We start from the raw sequence: 17,552 nt of genomic DNA, 5'->3' as shown, positions 1-17,552 counted from the left end.
GACCCGCGCGGGCAGAGCCGTTCCGCTCCAGGGTAGCGAGGTTCCGCAGGCCGGACCTAACCCCCGCGCACGACGACGCCGCACGGCGGACTCCCGCGCGCACCGCCCGCCGCTCAGTCCGTTCGGATGCTTCGCCCCCCGAAGCGCGTGGGAGTGATTCCCGGGGCCACGAACCGACGCCGGGCGGCACCCGCTCACTCGTGTGCTTGGGGTCTGTCGTGGCTGTGGTGTTCGTCTGGAAGAGAGAAGGAGTGCAAGAAGATGCGAACGCGTCTCTCTCCGGCACGTTCCGATGTGTCGCCCGGCATCTTTCCTTCACCTTTGCGGCGCTGCTCAGCGGCCTCCGAGTGACGTTTGAGGGTGCGCAGCATCTCTGTCGTGAGCGCAGCCAACTCCTCAGAGGTCATCCACTGCGTGTACGTCGTCAGCGTTCCTGCCTCAGACCACGGGGAGTCTCTGGCTGAACCCGCGACCGAGCGGCGGAGATCGTTCACCACTGCTTCGACGGTCCAGTCCCGCAAGCCCTCCACCACCACGGCCGGTGCAGTGCCGACGTCTTCGAAGGAGAAGCTTTGCGCCCGCCACCACCGCTGCCGACTCGACCCCGACCCCTCGACCTCACCAACGAAGCCGTACTTGGCCAGCTGGCGAAGGTGGTAGCTCGTCTGCCCACTGCTCTCCCCCGTCTGCCGAGCCAGCATGCTGGCCGTGGCCTGCCCCTGATCTTCGAGCAGGCGATACAGCCGCATCCGGAGCGGATGGCTGAATGCCTTCATCTGCTCAGGCGTCATCGCCACGGGCAGGTTCTTGTCCTCATCCATATACAGAGATACCTTTGCAGAACTTTCTTTGCATAGCTTCCGTTGTACTCAGTCTAGAGGTGCCCATGGTCCCGCTCCATCGTTTGTCAAGCCCCCGCCGCGTTCATCCTTTCCATGCTCACCTCGGCGCGGTGGGCATGGCAAACCTGGCAGACGGCGTCATGCAGACGGGCATTGGCCTTCTGGCGCTCACCCTGACCCGGTCCCCGTCCGCCATGGGCGCACTCAGCGCCGCGGTCTGGCTCCCATGGCTCCTCCTCGGTTTGAGCGCCGGCCGAGGAGTCGACCGGTGGGACCGTCGCCGTATCATGATCGTTGCGCTGACCATGCGCGCGATCCTGCTTCTCGCAGTCACCGGTCTGGCGATGGCCGGGCATCTTACGATCCTGATCTTGGTTTTTCTGGCACTGTCCTACGGGATCACCGAGGTGTTCGTGGACCTGGCTGCACAGGCACAGGTCCCCGCCTTGACAGGACGGTCATCCACCGAACTGCAACGCGCCAATGCGCGCCTTCTCTCCCTCGAGCAGATCACCAACGGATTTATCGGCCCTCCCCTAGCCGGATTGCTCGTCGGCTTGGGCGCCGCATGGGTGCTCGGGCTCCCCGCCGTCGCCGTCCTCGCCGCGGTGCTCGTCCTTTTCCTTGGTCTGCGGCGCTGGCGTGCCCCCGCGACGCGAAGCGCCCCTGAAGATGATGAAAAGAACCATCTGAATGGCGGACTCAGGATTCTGTGGCGCCACCCGGTACTTCGACCCCTGATCTTCTTTGGAGCGCTGTGGAACGCCGGTTCCACCGCGATGGGCGCCGTGCTACTGCTCTGGATGGTCGGGCCGGGTTCCGCAGGGGCCTTGACCCCGCAGACGTGGGGGCTGGTTGTCATCGCTCTTCCTGCCGGCGCCTTGCTTGGTAGCTGGCTGGCCACCTATCTTTTGCGACGACTGCTCGAGATGACCGTCTTGCTCTCGTGCTGGGCCGTCGGTGCCGTGGCCCTTGTCGTCCCCCTGATCTCTCCGAGCGTGGCCGGTATGGTGGCCTACGGCTTGATCGCCGGAATAGCCGGCGTGATTGGAAACGTTGTGTCCGGCTCCATACGGCCCCGCATGATTCCTGACGCCCAGCTCGGACGGGTTGGGGGTGCCGCGCGTTTCGTCGGTTTCGGGATCATGCCTGTGAGCGCCCTGACCGCAGGGCAACTTGCAGCCATCGTGGGAATCCCGGCCATCATGATCGCCGCTGCCGTCACAGCAGGGCTGGCGACACTGTTGGCGGGAGCCACCGTGAGCCAGAAGCTCATCAACGCCCACGAACTCACCTGAGTCGAACAGAGCGGCGATGGTGACGCAACGGTGTCACCTGCCGCTTCGTTGATCCATCACGTCGTTAATTTCGAACACCTACGAAACGAACGCGGAGACGCCCGTGAGGGCGCGGGCCACGATGAGCGAGTTGATGTGGTAGCTGCCCTCGTACGTGTGGATGGCCTCGATGTCCGCCATGACCTTGGCGATCCCGTACGGACTCAGCAGGCCGTTGCCACCGAGCGCGTCCCGGGCCTGCGCGGCGGACTGGCGGGCCAGGCGCGTCGCGGTGGACTTGGCGAGGGCGGCCTGCATCATGGCGAGCTCGTCCGCCTCCTGGACGTGCGTGAGCTGCGCCATCATCCCGGAGCTGGCCGCCAGGTTCCCGGCAACCTCCGCGATCACCTGCTGGACGAGCTGGAAGCTCGCGAGCGGCCTGCCGAACTGGATCCGCTCCAGGGCGTAGTCCCGCACGATGTCCAGGATCGCCTGCTGGGCGCCCACGGCCTGCCAGCCCACCCACGCGCGGGAGTCCTTGAGCAGGCCGTTGGCCGCCTGGAAGGACGCCGCACCGGGCAGGAGTGCGTCAGCGGGCAGCCGGAGGTCCGTGAGCTCGATGTCCGCGTTCTGCATGATGCGCAGACCCATCTTGTGCTCGATCTTGGTGGCCGCGTACCCCGGCAGGGACGTGTCCACCGCAAAGCACTTGACGAGGCCGTCCGCGGTGTCCCGGGCCCACACCAGCGCGAGGTCCGCCACGGTGCCGAGCCCGATCCAGCGCTTGGAGCCGCTGAGCACCCACCCGTCCGCGTCCCGCGTGGCGGTGGTGGCAAGACCACCGGCGATGTCCGAGCCGTGCTCGGGCTCGGTGAGGCAGAACGCGCCCAGCTGCCGCAGCTCCATGAGCCCGGGCAGCCACGTCTGCTTCTGCTCCTCCGAGCCGAAAGCGGCGAGGGTGCCCACGATCAGCTCGTTGTGGATGCCGAGCAGCGCGGACAGCGAGAGGTCCGCGCGGGCGATCTGGGTGTGCACCAGGCCCTGGAACAGACGGGAGCCGCCGTCCTGGACCAGCCGCCCCAGTCCGAGCTCGGCGAGCCCGGGCAGCAACTCCCGGGGCAGCTCCTCCCGGTTCCACGGGTCCACGCTCTGGTGCCGCACCTCGTGCTGCAGGTACTCCGAGATGGCGTGCAGCCGCTCACGCTCCGCCGCGCCGAGCTGGTGCTCCAGGTGCAGCAGGTCCGGGGTGGGGAGGGATGCGGTGGCGCGCTGGGGTGATGCGGCTGGGCTCATGGTCCTGGTCCTCGTGTGGTGGGCAGGTCGATAGTGGTACGTCCAACTATAACGGATTCATGGATTTTCCGTGGTGCGGATCACATGGGGTGCCCACGCCCGGGGCTGCGCCGCTGCGAGCCCGCAGGCCGGTGCCCACTAGAATGCGGGCATGCCCCAGCACGAGCCCCTCCCCCGCGATCCCATTGCCGAAGCACGGCGCAACTGGGAGCGCGAGGGCTGGACGCAGGCCGCCGGTCCCATGGCGGCCGTGACCTCGATCATGCGCGCACAACAGCTGCTGCTGGGGCAGGCGGACCGCATTCTCAAGCCGTTCCGGCTCACGTTCTCCCGCTACGAGGTGCTGGCCCTGCTGAGCTTCGCACGGGAGCACAAGATGCTCATGAAGAAGGCGAGCGCCCTGCTGCAGGTGCACCCCACGTCCATCACCAATGCCGTGGACCGTCTGGAGGACGCCGGGCTGGTGCGCCGTGAGCCGGTCAGCACGGACCGCCGGGCGGTGAACGTGGCGCTCACCCTCGAGGGTCTGGAGATCGTGGAGCAGGCCAGCCGCGCGCTGAACGAGCAGCTGTTCCTGACCACGGGCTTCGAGGAGCAGGAGGTGGAGACGATCGTGGCCGCACTCAGCGGCTTCCGTGCGCGCTCCGGGGACTTCACTGCTCCCGAGAACCTCCCTGTGAGTCTTCCCCCGTCCCCGCCCGCAGCGTCGTGATGATCCCGGAGAAGTCCTTGCCTGCGTGGCCGTCCGTCACGAACTGGTTGTAGAGCTCCGCAGCCAACCGCCCCATGGGCGCCGTGGCCCCGGTCTCGTCCAGCGCGGTGGCCGCGAGGTTGAGGTCCTTGGCCATCAGGGCGCCGGCAAAACCGGGTTCGAAGTCGTTGTTGGCCGGGCTCGTGGGCACGGGGCCGGGAACCGGGCAGTTGGTGGTCAGTGCCCAGCACTGGCCGGAGGCGTTGGAGACGACGTCGAACATCGCCTGGTGCTCCAGCCCCAGCTTCTCCGCGAGCACGAACGCCTCGCTGACCGCCACCATGGACACACCCAGGATCATGTTGTTGCAGATCTTCGCGGCCTGGCCCATGCCGTTGCCGCCGCAGTGCACCACGCGCGCGCCCATGATCTCCAGCAGCGGCCGCACGCGCTCGAACACCTCCGGCTCACCGCCCACCATGAACGCGAGGGTCCCGGCGGTGGCGCCCACCACTCCCCCGGAGACCGGGGCGTCCGCCGCGGTGAACCCGGCGTCCCGCGCCAGCTGGGCGGCCTCCTGCGCCTCGGAGATGTTGATGGTGGAGCAGTCCAGGAACGTGGCACCCGCGGGAGCCGCGGCGAGCAGGCCCTCGGCGCCGTCGGCCCCCGTGTAGGCGTCGATGACGTGCCGGCCGGACGGGAACATGGTGATCACCACGCCCGCCGCGCGCACGGCATCCTGCGGGGTGTCCACCACGTCGACCCCCTGCTCGCGGGCCGCCGCGCACGCCTCGGGGACGATGTCGTAGCCGGTGACCCGCACGCCCGCCTCCACGAGGTTCGCGGCCATCGGGCCGCCCATGTGGCCCAGGCCCAGGAAGGCGACGGCGGGGAGCTGCTGGCTGGTGGTCTCGGTCATGACGTTCCTCGTTCCAGGAGTGGTGGAGATCCGGGGGTGGTGGAGTGCCGGGGGGCTGCGGACGACGACGCCGCGCGGCTCAGCTGCCCGCGGGCATCACGAAGCTCGCGCCCTCCTTGGCACCGGAGGGCCAGCGCGTGGTGACGGTCTTGGTCTTGGTGTAGAACTTCAGCCCGTCCGTGCCGTGCTGGTTGAGGTCCCCGAAGCCCGAGGCCTTCCAGCCGCCGAAGGTGTAGTACGCGATCGGCACGGGGATGGGGACGTTCACGCCCACCATGCCCACGTCCACGCGGGTGGTGAAGTCCCGGGCGGTGTCCCCGTCACGGGTGAAGATGGCCACGCCGTTGCCGAACTCGTGCTCGCTGGGCAGGCGCAGGGCCTCCTCGTAGTCCGCGGCGCGGGCAATGCACAGCACCGGGCCGAAGATCTCCTCGCGGTAGATGCTCATGTCCGTGGTCACGCGGTCGAACAGGGTGGCGCCGACCCAGAAGCCGTCCGGGTAGCCGTCCACGGTGGCACCGCGGCCGTCCACCACGAGCTCGGCACCCTCCTTCTCACCGGCGGCGATGTAGGACTCGATGCGCTCCTTGGCCTGGGCGCTCACCACCGGTCCGAAGTCGGAGGACTCGTCCAGGGACGGGCCGAGCGTGAGCGTGGCGATCCGCTCCTCGAGCAGTGTCCGCAGGGTGTCCGCGGTGGCCTCCCCCACGGGCACCGCCACGGAGATGGCCATGCAGCGCTCACCCGCGGAGCCGAAGGCCGCGCCGATCAGCGCGTCCGCGGCCTGCTCCAGGTCCGCGTCCGGCATGATCACCATGTGGTTCTTGGCGCCGCCGAAGCACTGCGCCCGCTTGTTGTGCGCGGCCGCCGCACTGTAGATGGACTGGGCGATGGGTGTGGAGCCCACGAAGCCGATGGCCCGCACCCGGGGATCCTCGATCAGCGCGTCCACCGCGGTCTTGTCCCCGTGGACCACGTTCAGCGTGCCCGCGGGCATCCCGGCCTCCAGGGCCAGCTCCGCGAGCCGCACCGGAACGGAGGGGTCCCGCTCGGAGGGCTTGAGCACGAAGGTGTTGCCCGCGGCGAGCGCGATGCCGGTCTTCCACAGCGGGATCATCGCGGGGAAGTTGAACGGGGTGATTCCGGCCACCACGCCCAGGGGCTGGCGCAGGGAGTGCACGTCGATGCCCGTTCCGGCGCCGCTGGAGAACTCGCCCTTGAGCAGGTGCGGTGCACCGGCCGCGAACTCCACCACCTCGATGCCGCGCTGGATGTCACCCTTCGCGTCCGGGAAGGTCTTGCCGTGCTCGTTGGAGAGCAGGGTGGCCAGCTCGTCCATGTTCTCGTTGATGAGGTCCACCCACTTCAGCAGGATGCGCGCGCGCCGCTGGGCGTTGAGCCCGGACCACTCGGGGAAGGCCCGCTCCGCAGAGCCCACGGCCTCCGCGACCTCCTCGGCGGTGGCCAGGGGAACCTGCGCGCTCACCGCACCTTCCACCGGGTTGTAGACGTCCTGGGTCCGGCCCGAGCCGCCCTCGGTCCTGCGGCCGTGGACGAAGTGGGGAACGAGGGTCATGGCTGCTCCTGGGGTGGGGTGTGATGCACGTCTCCCCCGAACGTAGCCCCACTTCGTTGGACGTGCAACTACTTTGGCGCACGACGCCGCCCGGGTGCGTTCACGTGTCGCCTCGCGCGCCCTGCCCTCGCACGTCCCGGCACCGGCCGTCCTGACCCGTGGCCCACCCCGAGCACTCCGGAGCCGTCTGAGACACCTGGGGCTTCCGCGCACTCCCAGAGCACCTGAGACAATGTGCCCATGAGCGACAACGCCTACGAAGAGCTGCCGATCCGCGACGAGATGATCCGCCTGGGCCAGGCCCTGAAGCTGGCCAACCTGGCCGAGGACGGGCACGTGGCCAAGACCCTGGTGGCAGAGGGCAGGGTGACTGTGAACGGCGCGGTGGAGACCCGGCGCGGCGCCCAGCTGCACCCGGGCGACGTCGTCGCCGTCGAGGGCTCCGGGCTGCCGGGGGTGCGTCTCGTCTCCGCGTGACCGTGGCGAGCTGCGCGCCGACGCCGCATGGAAGGAGACGCGTCCGTTCGGCACCCGGGTGGGAACTGACGGGAGCGCGGCCACGGCCCCCTGAGGCAGGTCGTGGAGAGCCGTGGACCCGGCTCAGCCCACCAGCGCGCGCAGGTACTCTCCCACGTGGCCGATCTCCTGCGGGGACACCCCGTGGCCCACGTTGCGGTACTGCACCTTGGTGGCGTCCGCGTGCTGCTGCATCCACTCCGCGGTGAAGTCCACCATCGCGGGCGGGATCACCGGGTCCTCGGGGTCGCGGCCCCAGAACATGGGCAGGGGCTCCTCGCGCAGGGCGGTGTCGTGGAAGAAGTCCGCCTGGGCGTCGTCGTGCGCCACCGGGACCACGAAACCGGAGAGACCCACCACGGCGTCCACCAGGTCCGGGGCGTGACGGGCCACCGTGGTGGCCATGGCCATGCCCTGCGAGAAGCCCAGCAGGATCACGTGGGTGTGCTGCAGGGACTCGTCCCGCAGCCACTCGACCACCGGCTGCGCGGCGGCCACCACGGCGTCCGTGGTGAAGCTGAGGTCATCCGCGAGCGGGAACCACTGGAAGCCCATCCCCGCGCGCTGCGGCGCACGCACGGCGACGTAGCTGAAGGACTCCGGCAGGGACTCGCTCAGGGCCATGAGGTCCCCCTCGTGCGAGCCGTAGCCGTGGAGCAGGACCACCAGCGGGGTGCCTGCGCGGTCGTCGGGGTCGTTGTTCCAGATCACGTGAGGGGCTTGCTGCATGCCACCATCCTGGCACGCGCTGCCGGTCCCGGAAGTCGCGTCCACCCCTTTGGGCGTGTTAGAAACCGATCATGGATCAGAGCACCCCAGCGCAGACCCCGATGGCCGAAACCCCGCAGACCCCGACCGCCGAACCGCTGCACCCGTGGCACCCGTGGCACCGCATGGTCTCCATCGGGGACTCCTTCACCGAGGGCGTGGGTGACCCGGACGACTCCGTCCCTGGCGGCTTCCGCGGCTGGGCGGACCGGGTGGCCGAGGAGCTCGCGCGCACCACGGACGACTTCGCCTACGCGAACCTGGCCATCCGCGGGCGTCTCTTCCAGCCCATCGTGGACGAGCAGCTGGAGCCCGCCCTGGAACTCAAGCCGGACCTCGTGACCATCAGCGCGGGTGGCAACGACATGCTGCGCCCCGGCGCTGACCCCGACGACATCGCGTCCCGCCTGGACGTGGTGGTCGAGCAGATCGCCGCCACCGGCGCCACCGTGGTGATGTTCGACGCCGCGGACATCGGCAACACCCCCGTGATGCGTGGCATCCGCGGGCGCGTGGCCATCTGGAACGAGAACGTGCGCACCGTGGCCGCCCGCCACGACGCCGTGCTGGTGGACCTGTGGGGGCTCAACCAGCTGAGCGATCCCCAGATGTGGGCCCCGGACCGCCTGCACTTCTCCCCCCTGGGCCACCAGTTGCTCGCGTGCGAGACCCTGGACAGCCTGGGCGTGGACCACGGTCTCACCCCGGACCACCCGGAGGTGCGCCCCGAGCGCACGTGGCGCGAGGCCCGCCGGGACGACATGGTCTGGGCCCGCAAGTACTTCGTCCCGTGGGTGGGCCGCCGCATCCGCCGCCGCAGCTCCGGCGACTTCATCACCGCCAAGCGCCCCGCCTTCGGCCAGGCCACCATCCCCGGCGCGGGCGAGGAGATCCCCCAGCAGGCCGAGGAGGCCTGAGCCCTCCCGCTCTGCTCCACCACACGACGACGGCGCCCGCGCCCTTCCGGGGGGCAGGCGCCGTCGTAGGTCAGCCGCAGCAGGCAGCCACCCGCGCGCTCAGTCCCCCAGCACCGTGGCCCGCAGCAGGCGGCCCACCTGTGGGGTCTCCAGCAGGAAGCCGTCGTGGCCGCTCGGTGAGGTGATGGTGTGCACCTCGTGCTCACCGGGCAGCGCTTCGGCGAGCTCCGCGGACTCCTCGGGCGGGAACAGCCGGTCCGAGTCCACGGCGGCCACGAGCCACTCGCAGCGGGTGCGCGCAAGGGCCTGCCGGAGGCTGCCGCGGCCGCGGGCGACGTCGTGGGACATCAACGTCTCGTTGACGCTGAGGTACGCGTTCGCGTCGAAGCGCGCCGCGAGCTTCTCCGCCTGGTGGTCCAGGTAGCCCTCCACCCGGTAGCGACCCCGGCTGCCGGGGTACGTGCCCGCGGGGTCCTCGCGCGGCTGGGGCTCCCGCCCGAAGCGCGCGGCGAGCTCGTGGGCGCTGCGGTAGGTGATGTGCGCGATCCGCCGTGCCAGGCCGAGGCCCTCCACGGGGTGCGGGCCCGCGTAGTAGTCGCCGTGGTGGAACCGGGGGTCCTGGCGGATGGCGAGTGCCTGGGTGCGGCCCCACGCGAGCTGCTCCGCGCTGACCCGGGCGTTCGCGGCGATCACCGCGCACGCGGCCACCCGCTCGGGGTGGCACACGGCCCACTCCAGCGCGCGGGCCCCGCCCATGGAGCCGCCCACCACGAGCCGCCACTGCGGGATCCCCAGCAGGTCCGCGAGCCGCGCCTCCGCGGCCACGGTGTCGCGCACGGTGATGCGCGGGAAGCGCGAGCCCCACGGGGCGCCGTCCGGGGCCAGGCTCGCCGGGCCGGTGCTGCCGTGGCAGCCGCCCAGGATGTTCGCGCACACCACGAACCAGCGGTTGGTGTCGATCGCGGCCCCCGGTCCCACGAGCCCGTCCCACCAGCCGTCGGTCCCCGCGGCCACGCGGCGGTCCAGGGTGTCGAAGGGTGCGGTGTCCCCGTACCCAACACTGGTGCCGCGCGCCACGTGCGAATCGCCCGTGAGCGCGTGCTCGACCAGCACTGCGTTGGAGCCGTCCGGGGCCAGCTCGCCCCACGTCTCGTACGCCAGGCACACGTCCGGCAGGCGCACCCCGGACTCCAGCTCCAGCTCCCCGAGGTCCGCGCGGCGCACCACGCCGTCCCGGCGCACGGTGGGCGCGGTCTGCACCGCGCTCACGCCGCACGCTCCGCGTCCGTGCCACCACGCGCCCTCGACGACGCCGCTGGGCCACCTCCGCGACCCGCGCCCACCGCCGTGTCGGCAACCACGGCGTCATCGCCACCCTGTGCCGACTGTGCCGACCGCGAGCGCGCCGGCTCCTGCGCGTCCCCCGCGGTCGGGGCGCCTGCCACCGCCGCGAAACCGGCCTCCAGGTCCGCGAGGATGTCCTCGATGCCCTCGGTGCCCACAGAAAGCCGCACGAAACCGGGTTCCACACCCGCCGCGAGCTGCTCCTCGGCCGAGAGCTGCGCGTGCGTCGTCGACGCCGGGTGGATCACCAGCGAGCGCACGTCCCCGATGTTCGCCACATGGGAGTGCAGGCCGAGTGCGTCCACGAAGGCGATCCCCGCGTCCCTGCCGCCGTCCAGGACGAAGCCGAGGACGGAACCGGCTCCTCGGGGGGCGTACTTCCGGGCGCGCTCGTGCCACGGCGAGGAGGGCAGGCCCGCGTAGGAGACGGAGCGCACCTCGGGGCGGGCCTCGAGCCACTCGGCCACCCGCTGGACGTTGGCCACGTGGCGCTCCACGCGCAGGGAGAGCGTCTCGATCCCCTGCTCGATGAGGAACGCGTTGAACGGTGAGATGGCCGAGCCCAGATCACGCAGCAGCTGCACGCGCGCCTTGAGCACGTAGGAGAGGTTCGCGCCGAACGCGCCGCCCTCCCCCAGGTCCCGCGCGTACACCAGGCCGTTGTAGGTGGGGTCCGGCTCGTTGAAGCCGGGGAAGCGCTCGGGGTCCGCACCGTAGTCGAAGCGCCCGGCGTCCACGATGAACCCGCCGATCGCCGTGCCGTGCCCGCCCAGGAACTTGGTGCCCGAGTGCAGCACGATGTCCGCGCCCCACTCGATGGGCCGCACCAGGTACGGGGTGGCCACGGTGTTGTCCACGATCAGCGGCACACCGGCCCGGTGGGCGATCTCGGCGACCGTCTCCACGTCCAGGACATCGTTGCGGGGGTTGGGGATCATCTCCCCGAAGAACGCCACGGTGCTGGGCCGCACGGCGTCCCGCCACTGCTGCGGGTCATCCGGGTCCGCCACGAAGGTGGTCTCCACCCCCAGCCGCGCGAGCGTGTGCTTGAGCAGGTTGTAGGACCCGCCGTAGAGGGAGGGGCTGGCCACCACGTGACTGCCCGCGCCGCCCAGGTTGAGCACCGCCAGCGTCGCGGCGGCCTGCCCGGACGCGACCATCAGTGCGCCCACGCCGCCCTCGAGGGAGGCGATGCGGTTCTCCACCACCTCCGTGGTGGGGTTGGTCAGGCGGGAGTACAGGGGTCCCATCTCCTGCAGGGCGAACCGGGCGGCGGCCGTGTCCGCGTCCGGGAACACGAAGGACGAGGTCTGGTAGATGGGCAGCGACCGGGCTCCGGTCACGGGGTCCGGGTTCTGACCGGCGTGGATCTGCCGGGTCTCGAAGGACCAGCCCTCGGGGTTGTCGGGGGTGGGTGCAGTGCTCATGGCCGTGCTCCTGTGCAGGATCAGGGGCCTGGCGACCGTCCGCACGGCGCCCGCACGAACGGGCAACCGAGGGCCCGCGCTTGCCGCAGACGTCGGACGACGTCCCGGCCAGGTCTTCACCCAGGGCACCCCGCCGCGGTAGGGAGGGTTGCCGGTCAGCAAGCTGGGGCTTGGCGCTGACTCTCGTGACCTAGGCTTCCATTGTGGGAACCACCCCGGGCACCCGTCAAGCGAGCGTTCCGTCCGGGTGGTCCCGTGTGTTGCACCGCCCGATTTGGACGGCCGTATGACGGGTGTCACGATGACTGCATGAAGCTGGACCACGTTTCCTTCGCAGCACAGCCGGACGGGCTGGAGGCCACCACCGAGCGGATCGCGGACCGCCTGGGGATCGAGCCGGTCAAGGGCGGGGTCCATCCCCGCTTCGGCACCCGGAACATGATCCTGCCGCTCACCGACCACCAGTACGTGGAGGTCGTGACCGTCCTGGAGCACCCCGCTGCGGAGAAGGCGCCGTTCGGCCAGGCCGTCCGCGCCCGTTCCGAGGCCGGCGGTGGCTGGCTCGGCTGGGTCGTGGAGGTCCCGGACCTCGCGCCCTTCGAGGACAAGCTCGGGCGCCCCGCCGCCCCGGGTTCCCGGCTCTTCCCGGACGGGCGCCAGCTGGAGTGGCACCAGATCGGCGTCAAGGGCCTGATCGCGGACCCCCAGCTGCCGTTCATGATCCACTTCGACTCCGCGGACGCGATGCACCCCTCCCAGGCCCGTCTCACGGACGTGCGCCTCACCGGCATGGAGATCGCGGGCTCTCCCGAGCGGGTCACGGACTGGCTGGGCGGTCCCGTGGAGGACGTCCTGCGCTCGCTGGACGTCACCTGGAGCGCCCCCAACGGCACCCCCGGCCTGATGGCGGTCTCCTTCGACACTCCGGACGGCACCGTCACCATCTGAGCCCCGGCATCCTGGCGGTGCCACGGTGTCATCCCGCCAGCAGCTGGGGTGCGAGGAAACCGGCCGCGTCCAGCAGGAAGTGGGCCAGCAGCAGCGGCATCACGCGGCCGTACCGGCGGTAGCACCACACGAAGACGAGCCCCATCACGAGGTTCCCCACGGCCGGCCCCACCCCCTGGTACAGGTGGTAGCTCGCCCGCAGCACCGAGGACACCACCGCCACGGTCCACCAGGAGCGGCCCAGCCCGCGCATGCGGTCCGCGAGGAACGCCACCACGATGACTTCCTCCACCAGAGCGTGCCGTGCGGCTGTGAGCGCGAGCAGTGCCACTGCCCACCAGGTGGTGTCCAGCGTGGACGTGGTGATCTGCGCGGTGATCCCGAGCGCACGGCCCACCCGGTAGAGCACGAGCGTGCCGCCGCCCATGGCGAGGAACAGCCCGAGGCCCCAGGCGGCGTCGTGCGCCGGGCGCTTGCCGTCCGCACCCATGCCGCGCAGGGCGGCCGGAATGCGGGATGCGGTGCCCGCCAGGAGGTAGACCGCGAGCGCCACGGGCACGAGGGCGAGGCAAATGCCCGCGAGGCGGCGCAGCGCGTCGACCACCGGTACCCGGCTGAGGGGCTGGTTCAGGGTGGTGGAGCTCTCCGCAATCGAGGACCGCAGCACCATCTCCGCGAGGTCCAGCACGGAGTACACGGCGGAGGCGCCGAGGGACACGCCGAGCACCAGGAGGAGCTGCAGCCGGAGGTCTGCGGGGCTCGCCGGACGCGGCGCGGGGGCTGGGGTCTGCACCCCTTCATTGTGCCCGGGTGCACCGGGTGCACCGGGTGGACCGCGCGGTCCGCTCCCCTGTCAGCGGGCCGCCCCGCGGGCTGGTCTCGGTAGGGTGGGCACCATGCCACCGCGCCGCTCCGCCCCCGACGCCGCCACGCGCCATCGCGCCCTGCCGTCGGGGTGGCGACGCCGCGACGGCCTGGAGGCCGTGGTCCTGGCGCTCTTCGGCGTGGAGCTGGTGTACCTGTCGGACTTCGTACAGAAGGTGCCGTGGCAGGCGGACGTGGGATGGGTTGCCCTGGGCGCCGTCGCCCTGGCCGCGCCCCTCGCCTGGCGTCGGCGCTTCCCCGTCACCGTGATGGTGGCCGTGTCCTTCCTGTACTTCACGCTCGCCACCTGGGTGGGAGTGGAGATGTACGCCTCCCAGGTGGTGCTCTTCCTCGGCTTCTACTCCGTGGGGGCGTGGTGCCCGGACCGCCGTCTGGCCGTCCGGTCCCGGGCGGCGGTTGCCGTGGGCATGGCGGTGTGGCTGCTCTGGGCCACCGTGGACCAGTTCACGGACCCGCAGGTGGGAGAGCGCGGCGTCAACGCCTACATGGCGTTCGCCGCGATCCAGTTGCTGGTCAACATCGCCTACTTCACCGGTGCCTGGATCTTCGGGGACCGCACGTGGCACGCGGCCGTGGAGCGCGAAAACCTGGAAGCCGCCCACGCAGAGATCAGGGAGCAGCAGGACCGGCTGGCCGAGCAGGCGGTGAGCCTGGAACGGCTCAGGATCGCCCGGGAGCTGCACGACGTGGTGGCCCACCACGTGACCGCCATGGGCGTGCAGGCCGGTGCGGCCCGGGTGAGCATGACCCGGGACCCCGACGCCGCGGCCGTGCACCTGCGCGGCGTGGAGTCCTCGGCCCGGGAGGCCGTGGCCGAGCTCAAGACCATGGTGCACACGCTGCGGGACGGCGACGAGGTTCCCGACTCGGTGCCGCGCCTGGCGGACCTCGACGCACTCGTGGCCGATGCCCGGGCCATTGGGCAGGATGCCGTGCTCGAGCGGATCGGACCCGAACCGGACCTGCCGCCCCCGGCCCAGCTGGCCCTGTACCGCACGGCCCAGGAGGGAATCACCAATGCCCGCAAGCACGCCGGGCCCCGCGCAGCCGTCACCGTGCGACTGCGCTCCGGCACGGACCGGGTGGAGCTGGAGGTCAGTGACAACGGCCGTGGCGGCCGACCCGGTGACACGCCCGCACACGGCACCGGGATGGGCGTGACCGGCATGAGAGAACGCATGGCGTCCATGGGCGGCACGCTGCAGGCGGGTCCGAAACCGGACGGCGGCTGGCTTGTGCGGGCCACCGTGCCGGTCCCCTCCGGGGAGAGGACCCTGCCATGAGCCTGCGCGTCCTGCTGGTGGACGACCAGCCCCTGATCCGCGTGGGCTTCGCCACGATCCTCACGTCCCAGGAGGACATCGAGGTGGTGGGAGAAGCCGGTGACGGCGCGCAGGCCCTCGACCTCGCGGCGGCCCTCGACCCGGACGTGGTGTGCATGGACGTCCAGATGCCCCGGATGGGCGGCATCGAGGCCACCCGTCGGCTGCTGGCCACCGGGTCACGGGCTGCGGTGCTCATCCTCACCACCTTCGACACGGACGAGGCACTCTTCGCGGCCCTGTCCGCGGGGGCCTCCGGGTTCCTGCTGAAGTCCGCGGGCCCCGAGGAGCTGATCGAAGCGGTCCGGGTGCTCGGACGCGGTGATGCGCTGCTGGACCCGCTGGTCACGCGGCGGGTGCTGGAGCGCATGGCGGGGGCGAGCGATGCGCCAGGTGGCTCCGCGGCGTCGTCGTGCTCCGAACTGCCCGCCCCGGGGACGGGGGCCGTCCCTGCTGAGCAGGACCGCCGGGGAGCGGACGAGCTGGACCGTGCGGGTCTCACCGCCCGGGAGGCCGAGGTGCTGCGGGCCATGGCGCGGGGCATGTCCAACGACGAGATCGCCCAGCAGCTGGTCGTGGGCAGGGCCACCGTGAAGACCCACGTCTCGAACGTCCTGCTGAAGACGGGGGCCAGGGACCGCGTGCACGCCATCATCTGGGCGTTCGAGCACGGGGTGGCCGGGGGCTGACTCCCATCGCGCTGCGGCACCCTCCCCCTCGGGGCGGAGGAAACCCACGCCGCAGAATCCCCCACGGGACGGAGGTGCGGAAGGCCCGGGCTCCGTAACCTCGAAGCATGATCACAGTGAACGGGGTGAACAAGTCCTTCGGCGCGGCCCACGTGCTCCAGGACGTGACCTTCAGCATCCGCCCGGGCCTCATGACGGGGTTCGTGGGCGGCAACGGCGCGGGCAAGACCACCACCATGCGCATCCTGCTGGGTGTGCTGACGCCGGACTCGGGGCGGATCGAGGTGGACGGGGCCCCGATCACCGCCGACTACCGGGCTGGGATCGGGTACATGCCCGAGGAGCGCGGTCTCTACCCGAAGATGAGCGTCCTGGACCAGCTCGTGTACCTGGGCCGGCTGCACGGCCTGTCCTCCGGCACGGCGAAGTCCCGCGCCGCGGCCTTGCTCGAGCGGCTCGGCCTGGGCGAGCGGGCGGGCAGCCGACTCGAGGAGCTCTCCCTCGGCAACCAGCAGCGCGCCCAGATCGCCGCCGCTCTGGTGCACGACCCGGTGGCCCTGGTGCTGGACGAACCCTTCTCCGGCCTGGACCCCCACGCCGTGGAAACCACCCTCCAGGTGCTGCGGGAGACCGCCGACACCGGCGTCCCCGTCCTGTTCTCCTCCCACCAGCTCGACCTCGTGGAGCGGCTGTGCGACGAGCTCGTCATCCTGGCGGGCGGACGCGTGCGCGCCACGGGCTCGCGCGCCGAGCTGCTGGCCGCACACGCCGAACCCGAGTGGGAGCTGGTGACGGACTCCGACACCGGGTGGGTGCGCGGTGTCCCCGGGGTGGAGGTGCTGTCCTTCGACGGCGGCCACGTCCGGTTCCGCGCCACCTCTGAACCCGCCGCCCACCAGGTCCTTGCCGACGCCGTGGGCAGGGGCACCGTCCACCGCTTCGGCCCCGTCACCCGCACCCTGCACGAGATCTTCACGGAGGTCACCCGATGAGCACCACCGCTGCTTCCACGCCCACCACTCCGGTCCACAGGCCCCGGCGCACCCCCTTCTGGTCCGCGGTGGGCACCGTGGCCGCCCGGGAGATGACGGTGAAGGCCAGGTCCCGTCCGTTCATCGTCACCACGCTGATCCTGATCGCGGCGGCACTGGCCGCCACACTGCTCGTGCCGCGCCTGGGCGACCTGTTCGCCGGGGACGCCATGCGCGTGGCGGTGGTCGACCAGACGGCGGCGTCGGTCCAGGGGCTCGGGGAGAACTACGCGCCGCAGACACTCGGTTCGGAGGAGGCGGCCCGCGACGCGGTGCGCAGCGGGGACGCGGACGCCGCCGTGGTTCCCGATCCGGCCAGCCCCTCCGGCACCGCCGTCCTGGCCATGACGGACGCCCCCACGGAGCTGGTGCAGGCGCTGTCCGCCAGTCCCACCGTGGAGCTGCTCGACCCCAGCGCACCGAACCCCCTGCTGCGCTACCTCATTGCCTTCGGCTTCGGGATCGTCTTCTTCCTGGCCGCCATCACGTTCGGCCAGCAGATCGCGGTGTCGGTGATCGAGGAGAAGCAGTCGCGGATCGTGGAGATCCTGCTCGCAGCGGTCCCCGCACGGGCCATGATGGCGGGCAAGGTGCTGGGCAACGCGGCCATGGCCATCCTGCAGGTGGGCCTGGTGGCCGCAGCACTCCTGCTCGGCATGCAGATCAACGGGGAGGTGCTGCCGCTGGACGGTCTGGGTCTGCCGATCCTGTGGTTCGTGGTGCTGTTCTCCATCGGGTTCGTGATGATCGCCGCGCTCTACGCCGCCGCGGCCTCCATGGTGTCGCGGCAGGAGGACATCGGCTCCACCTCGATGCCCGTGATGCTCATGATCATGCTCCCCTACTTCGGTGTCATCTTCTTCAACAGCAACCCTGAGGCGCTGCGCGTCATGAGCTGGATCCCGTTCTCCGCCCCGGTGGCCGTCCCGCTGCGCATCTTCCTGCAGCAGGGCGCGTGGTGGGAGCACGTCGGTTCCCTGGTGGTCCTGCTGGTCTCCACCGCCCTGGCCATCTGGCTGGCCGCGGTGATCTACGAGCGGTCCATCCTGCGGACGGGCAAGGCCCTGAAGTGGCGGGAGGCCCTGCGGGGCTGACGACGTCGGTGGC

The 17,552-nt window shown here is 70.9% G+C and carries 17 protein-coding genes and 1 riboswitch; of the genes, 9 read left to right on the top strand and 8 right to left on the bottom strand.

Annotated features, from left to right (window positions below):
- Positions 1-194: 194 nt before the first annotated feature.
- Positions 195-821: a winged helix-turn-helix domain-containing protein gene (locus EAE32_RS09290; RefSeq protein WP_121864965.1), complete on the bottom strand. Its 627-nt coding sequence runs from the start codon at positions 819-821 to the stop codon at positions 195-197.
- 137 nt (positions 822-958) lie between these two features.
- Between EAE32_RS09290 and EAE32_RS09285 the strand changes: the two genes are divergently transcribed.
- On the top strand, positions 959-2,140 hold the full coding sequence (locus EAE32_RS09285) for an MFS transporter (RefSeq protein ID WP_243635666.1): 1,182 nt from the start codon (positions 959-961) through the stop codon (positions 2,138-2,140).
- Positions 2,141-2,218: 78 nt separating this feature from the next.
- Here the strand turns inward: EAE32_RS09285 and EAE32_RS09280 are convergent, their stop codons facing one another.
- On the bottom strand, positions 2,219-3,412 hold the full coding sequence (locus tag EAE32_RS09280) for an acyl-CoA dehydrogenase family protein (RefSeq protein WP_121844918.1): 1,194 nt from the start codon (positions 3,410-3,412) through the stop codon (positions 2,219-2,221).
- A 151-nt stretch (positions 3,413-3,563) separates the two neighbouring features.
- On the opposite strand from EAE32_RS09280, the gene EAE32_RS09275 reads away from it, so the two are divergent.
- Complete coding sequence (locus EAE32_RS09275; protein ID WP_121844919.1) at positions 3,564-4,124, top strand: MarR family winged helix-turn-helix transcriptional regulator; 561 nt, start codon at positions 3,564-3,566, stop codon at positions 4,122-4,124.
- Here EAE32_RS09275 and mmsB read toward each other — a convergent pair.
- Positions 4,066-5,022, bottom strand: coding sequence for a 3-hydroxyisobutyrate dehydrogenase (gene mmsB / locus EAE32_RS09270; RefSeq protein ID WP_121844920.1), 957 nt, complete (start codon positions 5,020-5,022; stop codon positions 4,066-4,068). The two genes, EAE32_RS09275 and mmsB, sit on opposite strands and share 59 nt — an antisense overlap.
- Positions 5,023-5,101: 79 nt before the next feature.
- Positions 5,102-6,598, bottom strand: a complete 1,497-nt coding sequence (locus EAE32_RS09265) for a CoA-acylating methylmalonate-semialdehyde dehydrogenase (RefSeq protein ID WP_121864963.1) — start codon at positions 6,596-6,598, stop codon at positions 5,102-5,104.
- A 240-nt stretch (positions 6,599-6,838) separates the two neighbouring features.
- Between EAE32_RS09265 and EAE32_RS09260 the strand changes: the two genes are divergently transcribed.
- Entirely contained in the window at positions 6,839-7,075 is a 237-nt protein-coding gene (locus EAE32_RS09260; RefSeq protein ID WP_121844922.1) for an RNA-binding S4 domain-containing protein, read from the top strand.
- Positions 7,076-7,198: 123 nt separating this feature from the next.
- Here the strand turns inward: EAE32_RS09260 and EAE32_RS09255 are convergent, their stop codons facing one another.
- Positions 7,199-7,843 (bottom strand): alpha/beta hydrolase, encoded by a 645-nt coding sequence (locus EAE32_RS09255; RefSeq protein ID WP_121844923.1) that lies wholly within the window; start codon positions 7,841-7,843, stop codon positions 7,199-7,201.
- Positions 7,844-7,914: 71 nt separating this feature from the next.
- Between EAE32_RS09255 and EAE32_RS09250 the strand changes: the two genes are divergently transcribed.
- Entirely contained in the window at positions 7,915-8,799 is an 885-nt protein-coding gene (locus tag EAE32_RS09250; RefSeq protein ID WP_121864962.1) for an SGNH/GDSL hydrolase family protein, read from the top strand.
- 99 nt (positions 8,800-8,898) lie between these two features.
- Here EAE32_RS09250 and metX read toward each other — a convergent pair whose 3' ends face one another.
- Together metX and EAE32_RS09240 are read right to left on the bottom strand one after the other, a co-directional pair.
- Positions 8,899-10,068 carry a homoserine O-acetyltransferase MetX gene (gene metX / locus EAE32_RS09245; protein ID WP_121864961.1) on the bottom strand — a complete coding sequence of 390 codons (1,170 nt, stop codon included), beginning with the start codon at positions 10,066-10,068 and terminating at the stop codon, positions 8,899-8,901.
- A complete protein-coding gene (locus EAE32_RS09240) occupies positions 10,065-11,570 on the bottom strand; it encodes a bifunctional o-acetylhomoserine/o-acetylserine sulfhydrylase (RefSeq protein WP_121864960.1) in 1,506 nt (501 codons plus the stop codon). Before EAE32_RS09240 ends, metX begins: the two co-directional genes overlap by 4 nt.
- A 71-nt stretch (positions 11,571-11,641) precedes the next feature.
- Positions 11,642-11,761: riboswitch (SAM riboswitch) on the bottom strand.
- A gap of 118 nt (positions 11,762-11,879) precedes the next feature.
- Here EAE32_RS09240 and EAE32_RS09235 point away from each other — a divergent pair.
- Positions 11,880-12,518, top strand: a complete 639-nt coding sequence (locus EAE32_RS09235) for a VOC family protein (protein WP_121844927.1) — start codon at positions 11,880-11,882, stop codon at positions 12,516-12,518.
- Positions 12,519-12,546: 28 nt separating this feature from the next.
- Here the strand turns inward: EAE32_RS09235 and EAE32_RS09230 are convergent, their stop codons facing one another.
- Positions 12,547-13,311, bottom strand: a complete 765-nt coding sequence (locus EAE32_RS09230; protein ID WP_121844928.1) for a CPBP family intramembrane glutamic endopeptidase — start codon at positions 13,309-13,311, stop codon at positions 12,547-12,549.
- A 103-nt stretch (positions 13,312-13,414) separates the two neighbouring features.
- Here EAE32_RS09230 and EAE32_RS09225 point away from each other — a divergent pair, with 103 nt between their 5' ends.
- From EAE32_RS09225 to EAE32_RS09210, 4 genes are all read left to right on the top strand, one after another.
- Entirely contained in the window at positions 13,415-14,686 is a 1,272-nt protein-coding gene (locus tag EAE32_RS09225; protein WP_121864959.1) for a sensor histidine kinase, read from the top strand.
- Positions 14,683-15,414: a response regulator transcription factor gene (locus EAE32_RS09220; RefSeq protein WP_121864958.1), complete on the top strand. Its 732-nt coding sequence runs from the start codon at positions 14,683-14,685 to the stop codon at positions 15,412-15,414. Before EAE32_RS09225 ends, EAE32_RS09220 begins: the two co-directional genes overlap by 4 nt.
- A 107-nt stretch (positions 15,415-15,521) precedes the next feature.
- Positions 15,522-16,406, top strand: coding sequence for an ABC transporter ATP-binding protein (locus tag EAE32_RS09215; protein WP_121844931.1), 885 nt, complete (start codon positions 15,522-15,524; stop codon positions 16,404-16,406).
- A complete protein-coding gene (locus EAE32_RS09210; RefSeq protein ID WP_121864957.1) occupies positions 16,403-17,539 on the top strand; it encodes an ABC transporter permease in 1,137 nt (378 codons plus the stop codon). The genes EAE32_RS09215 and EAE32_RS09210 overlap by 4 nt, the downstream gene beginning before the upstream one ends.
- Positions 17,540-17,552: the final 13 nt, after the last annotated feature.

Source organism: Kocuria tytonicola (assembly GCF_003687175.1).
GTDB classification, from domain to species: domain Bacteria; phylum Actinomycetota; class Actinomycetes; order Actinomycetales; family Micrococcaceae; genus Kocuria; species Kocuria tytonicola.
This window is presented reverse-complemented; position numbering and strand designations above follow the sequence as displayed.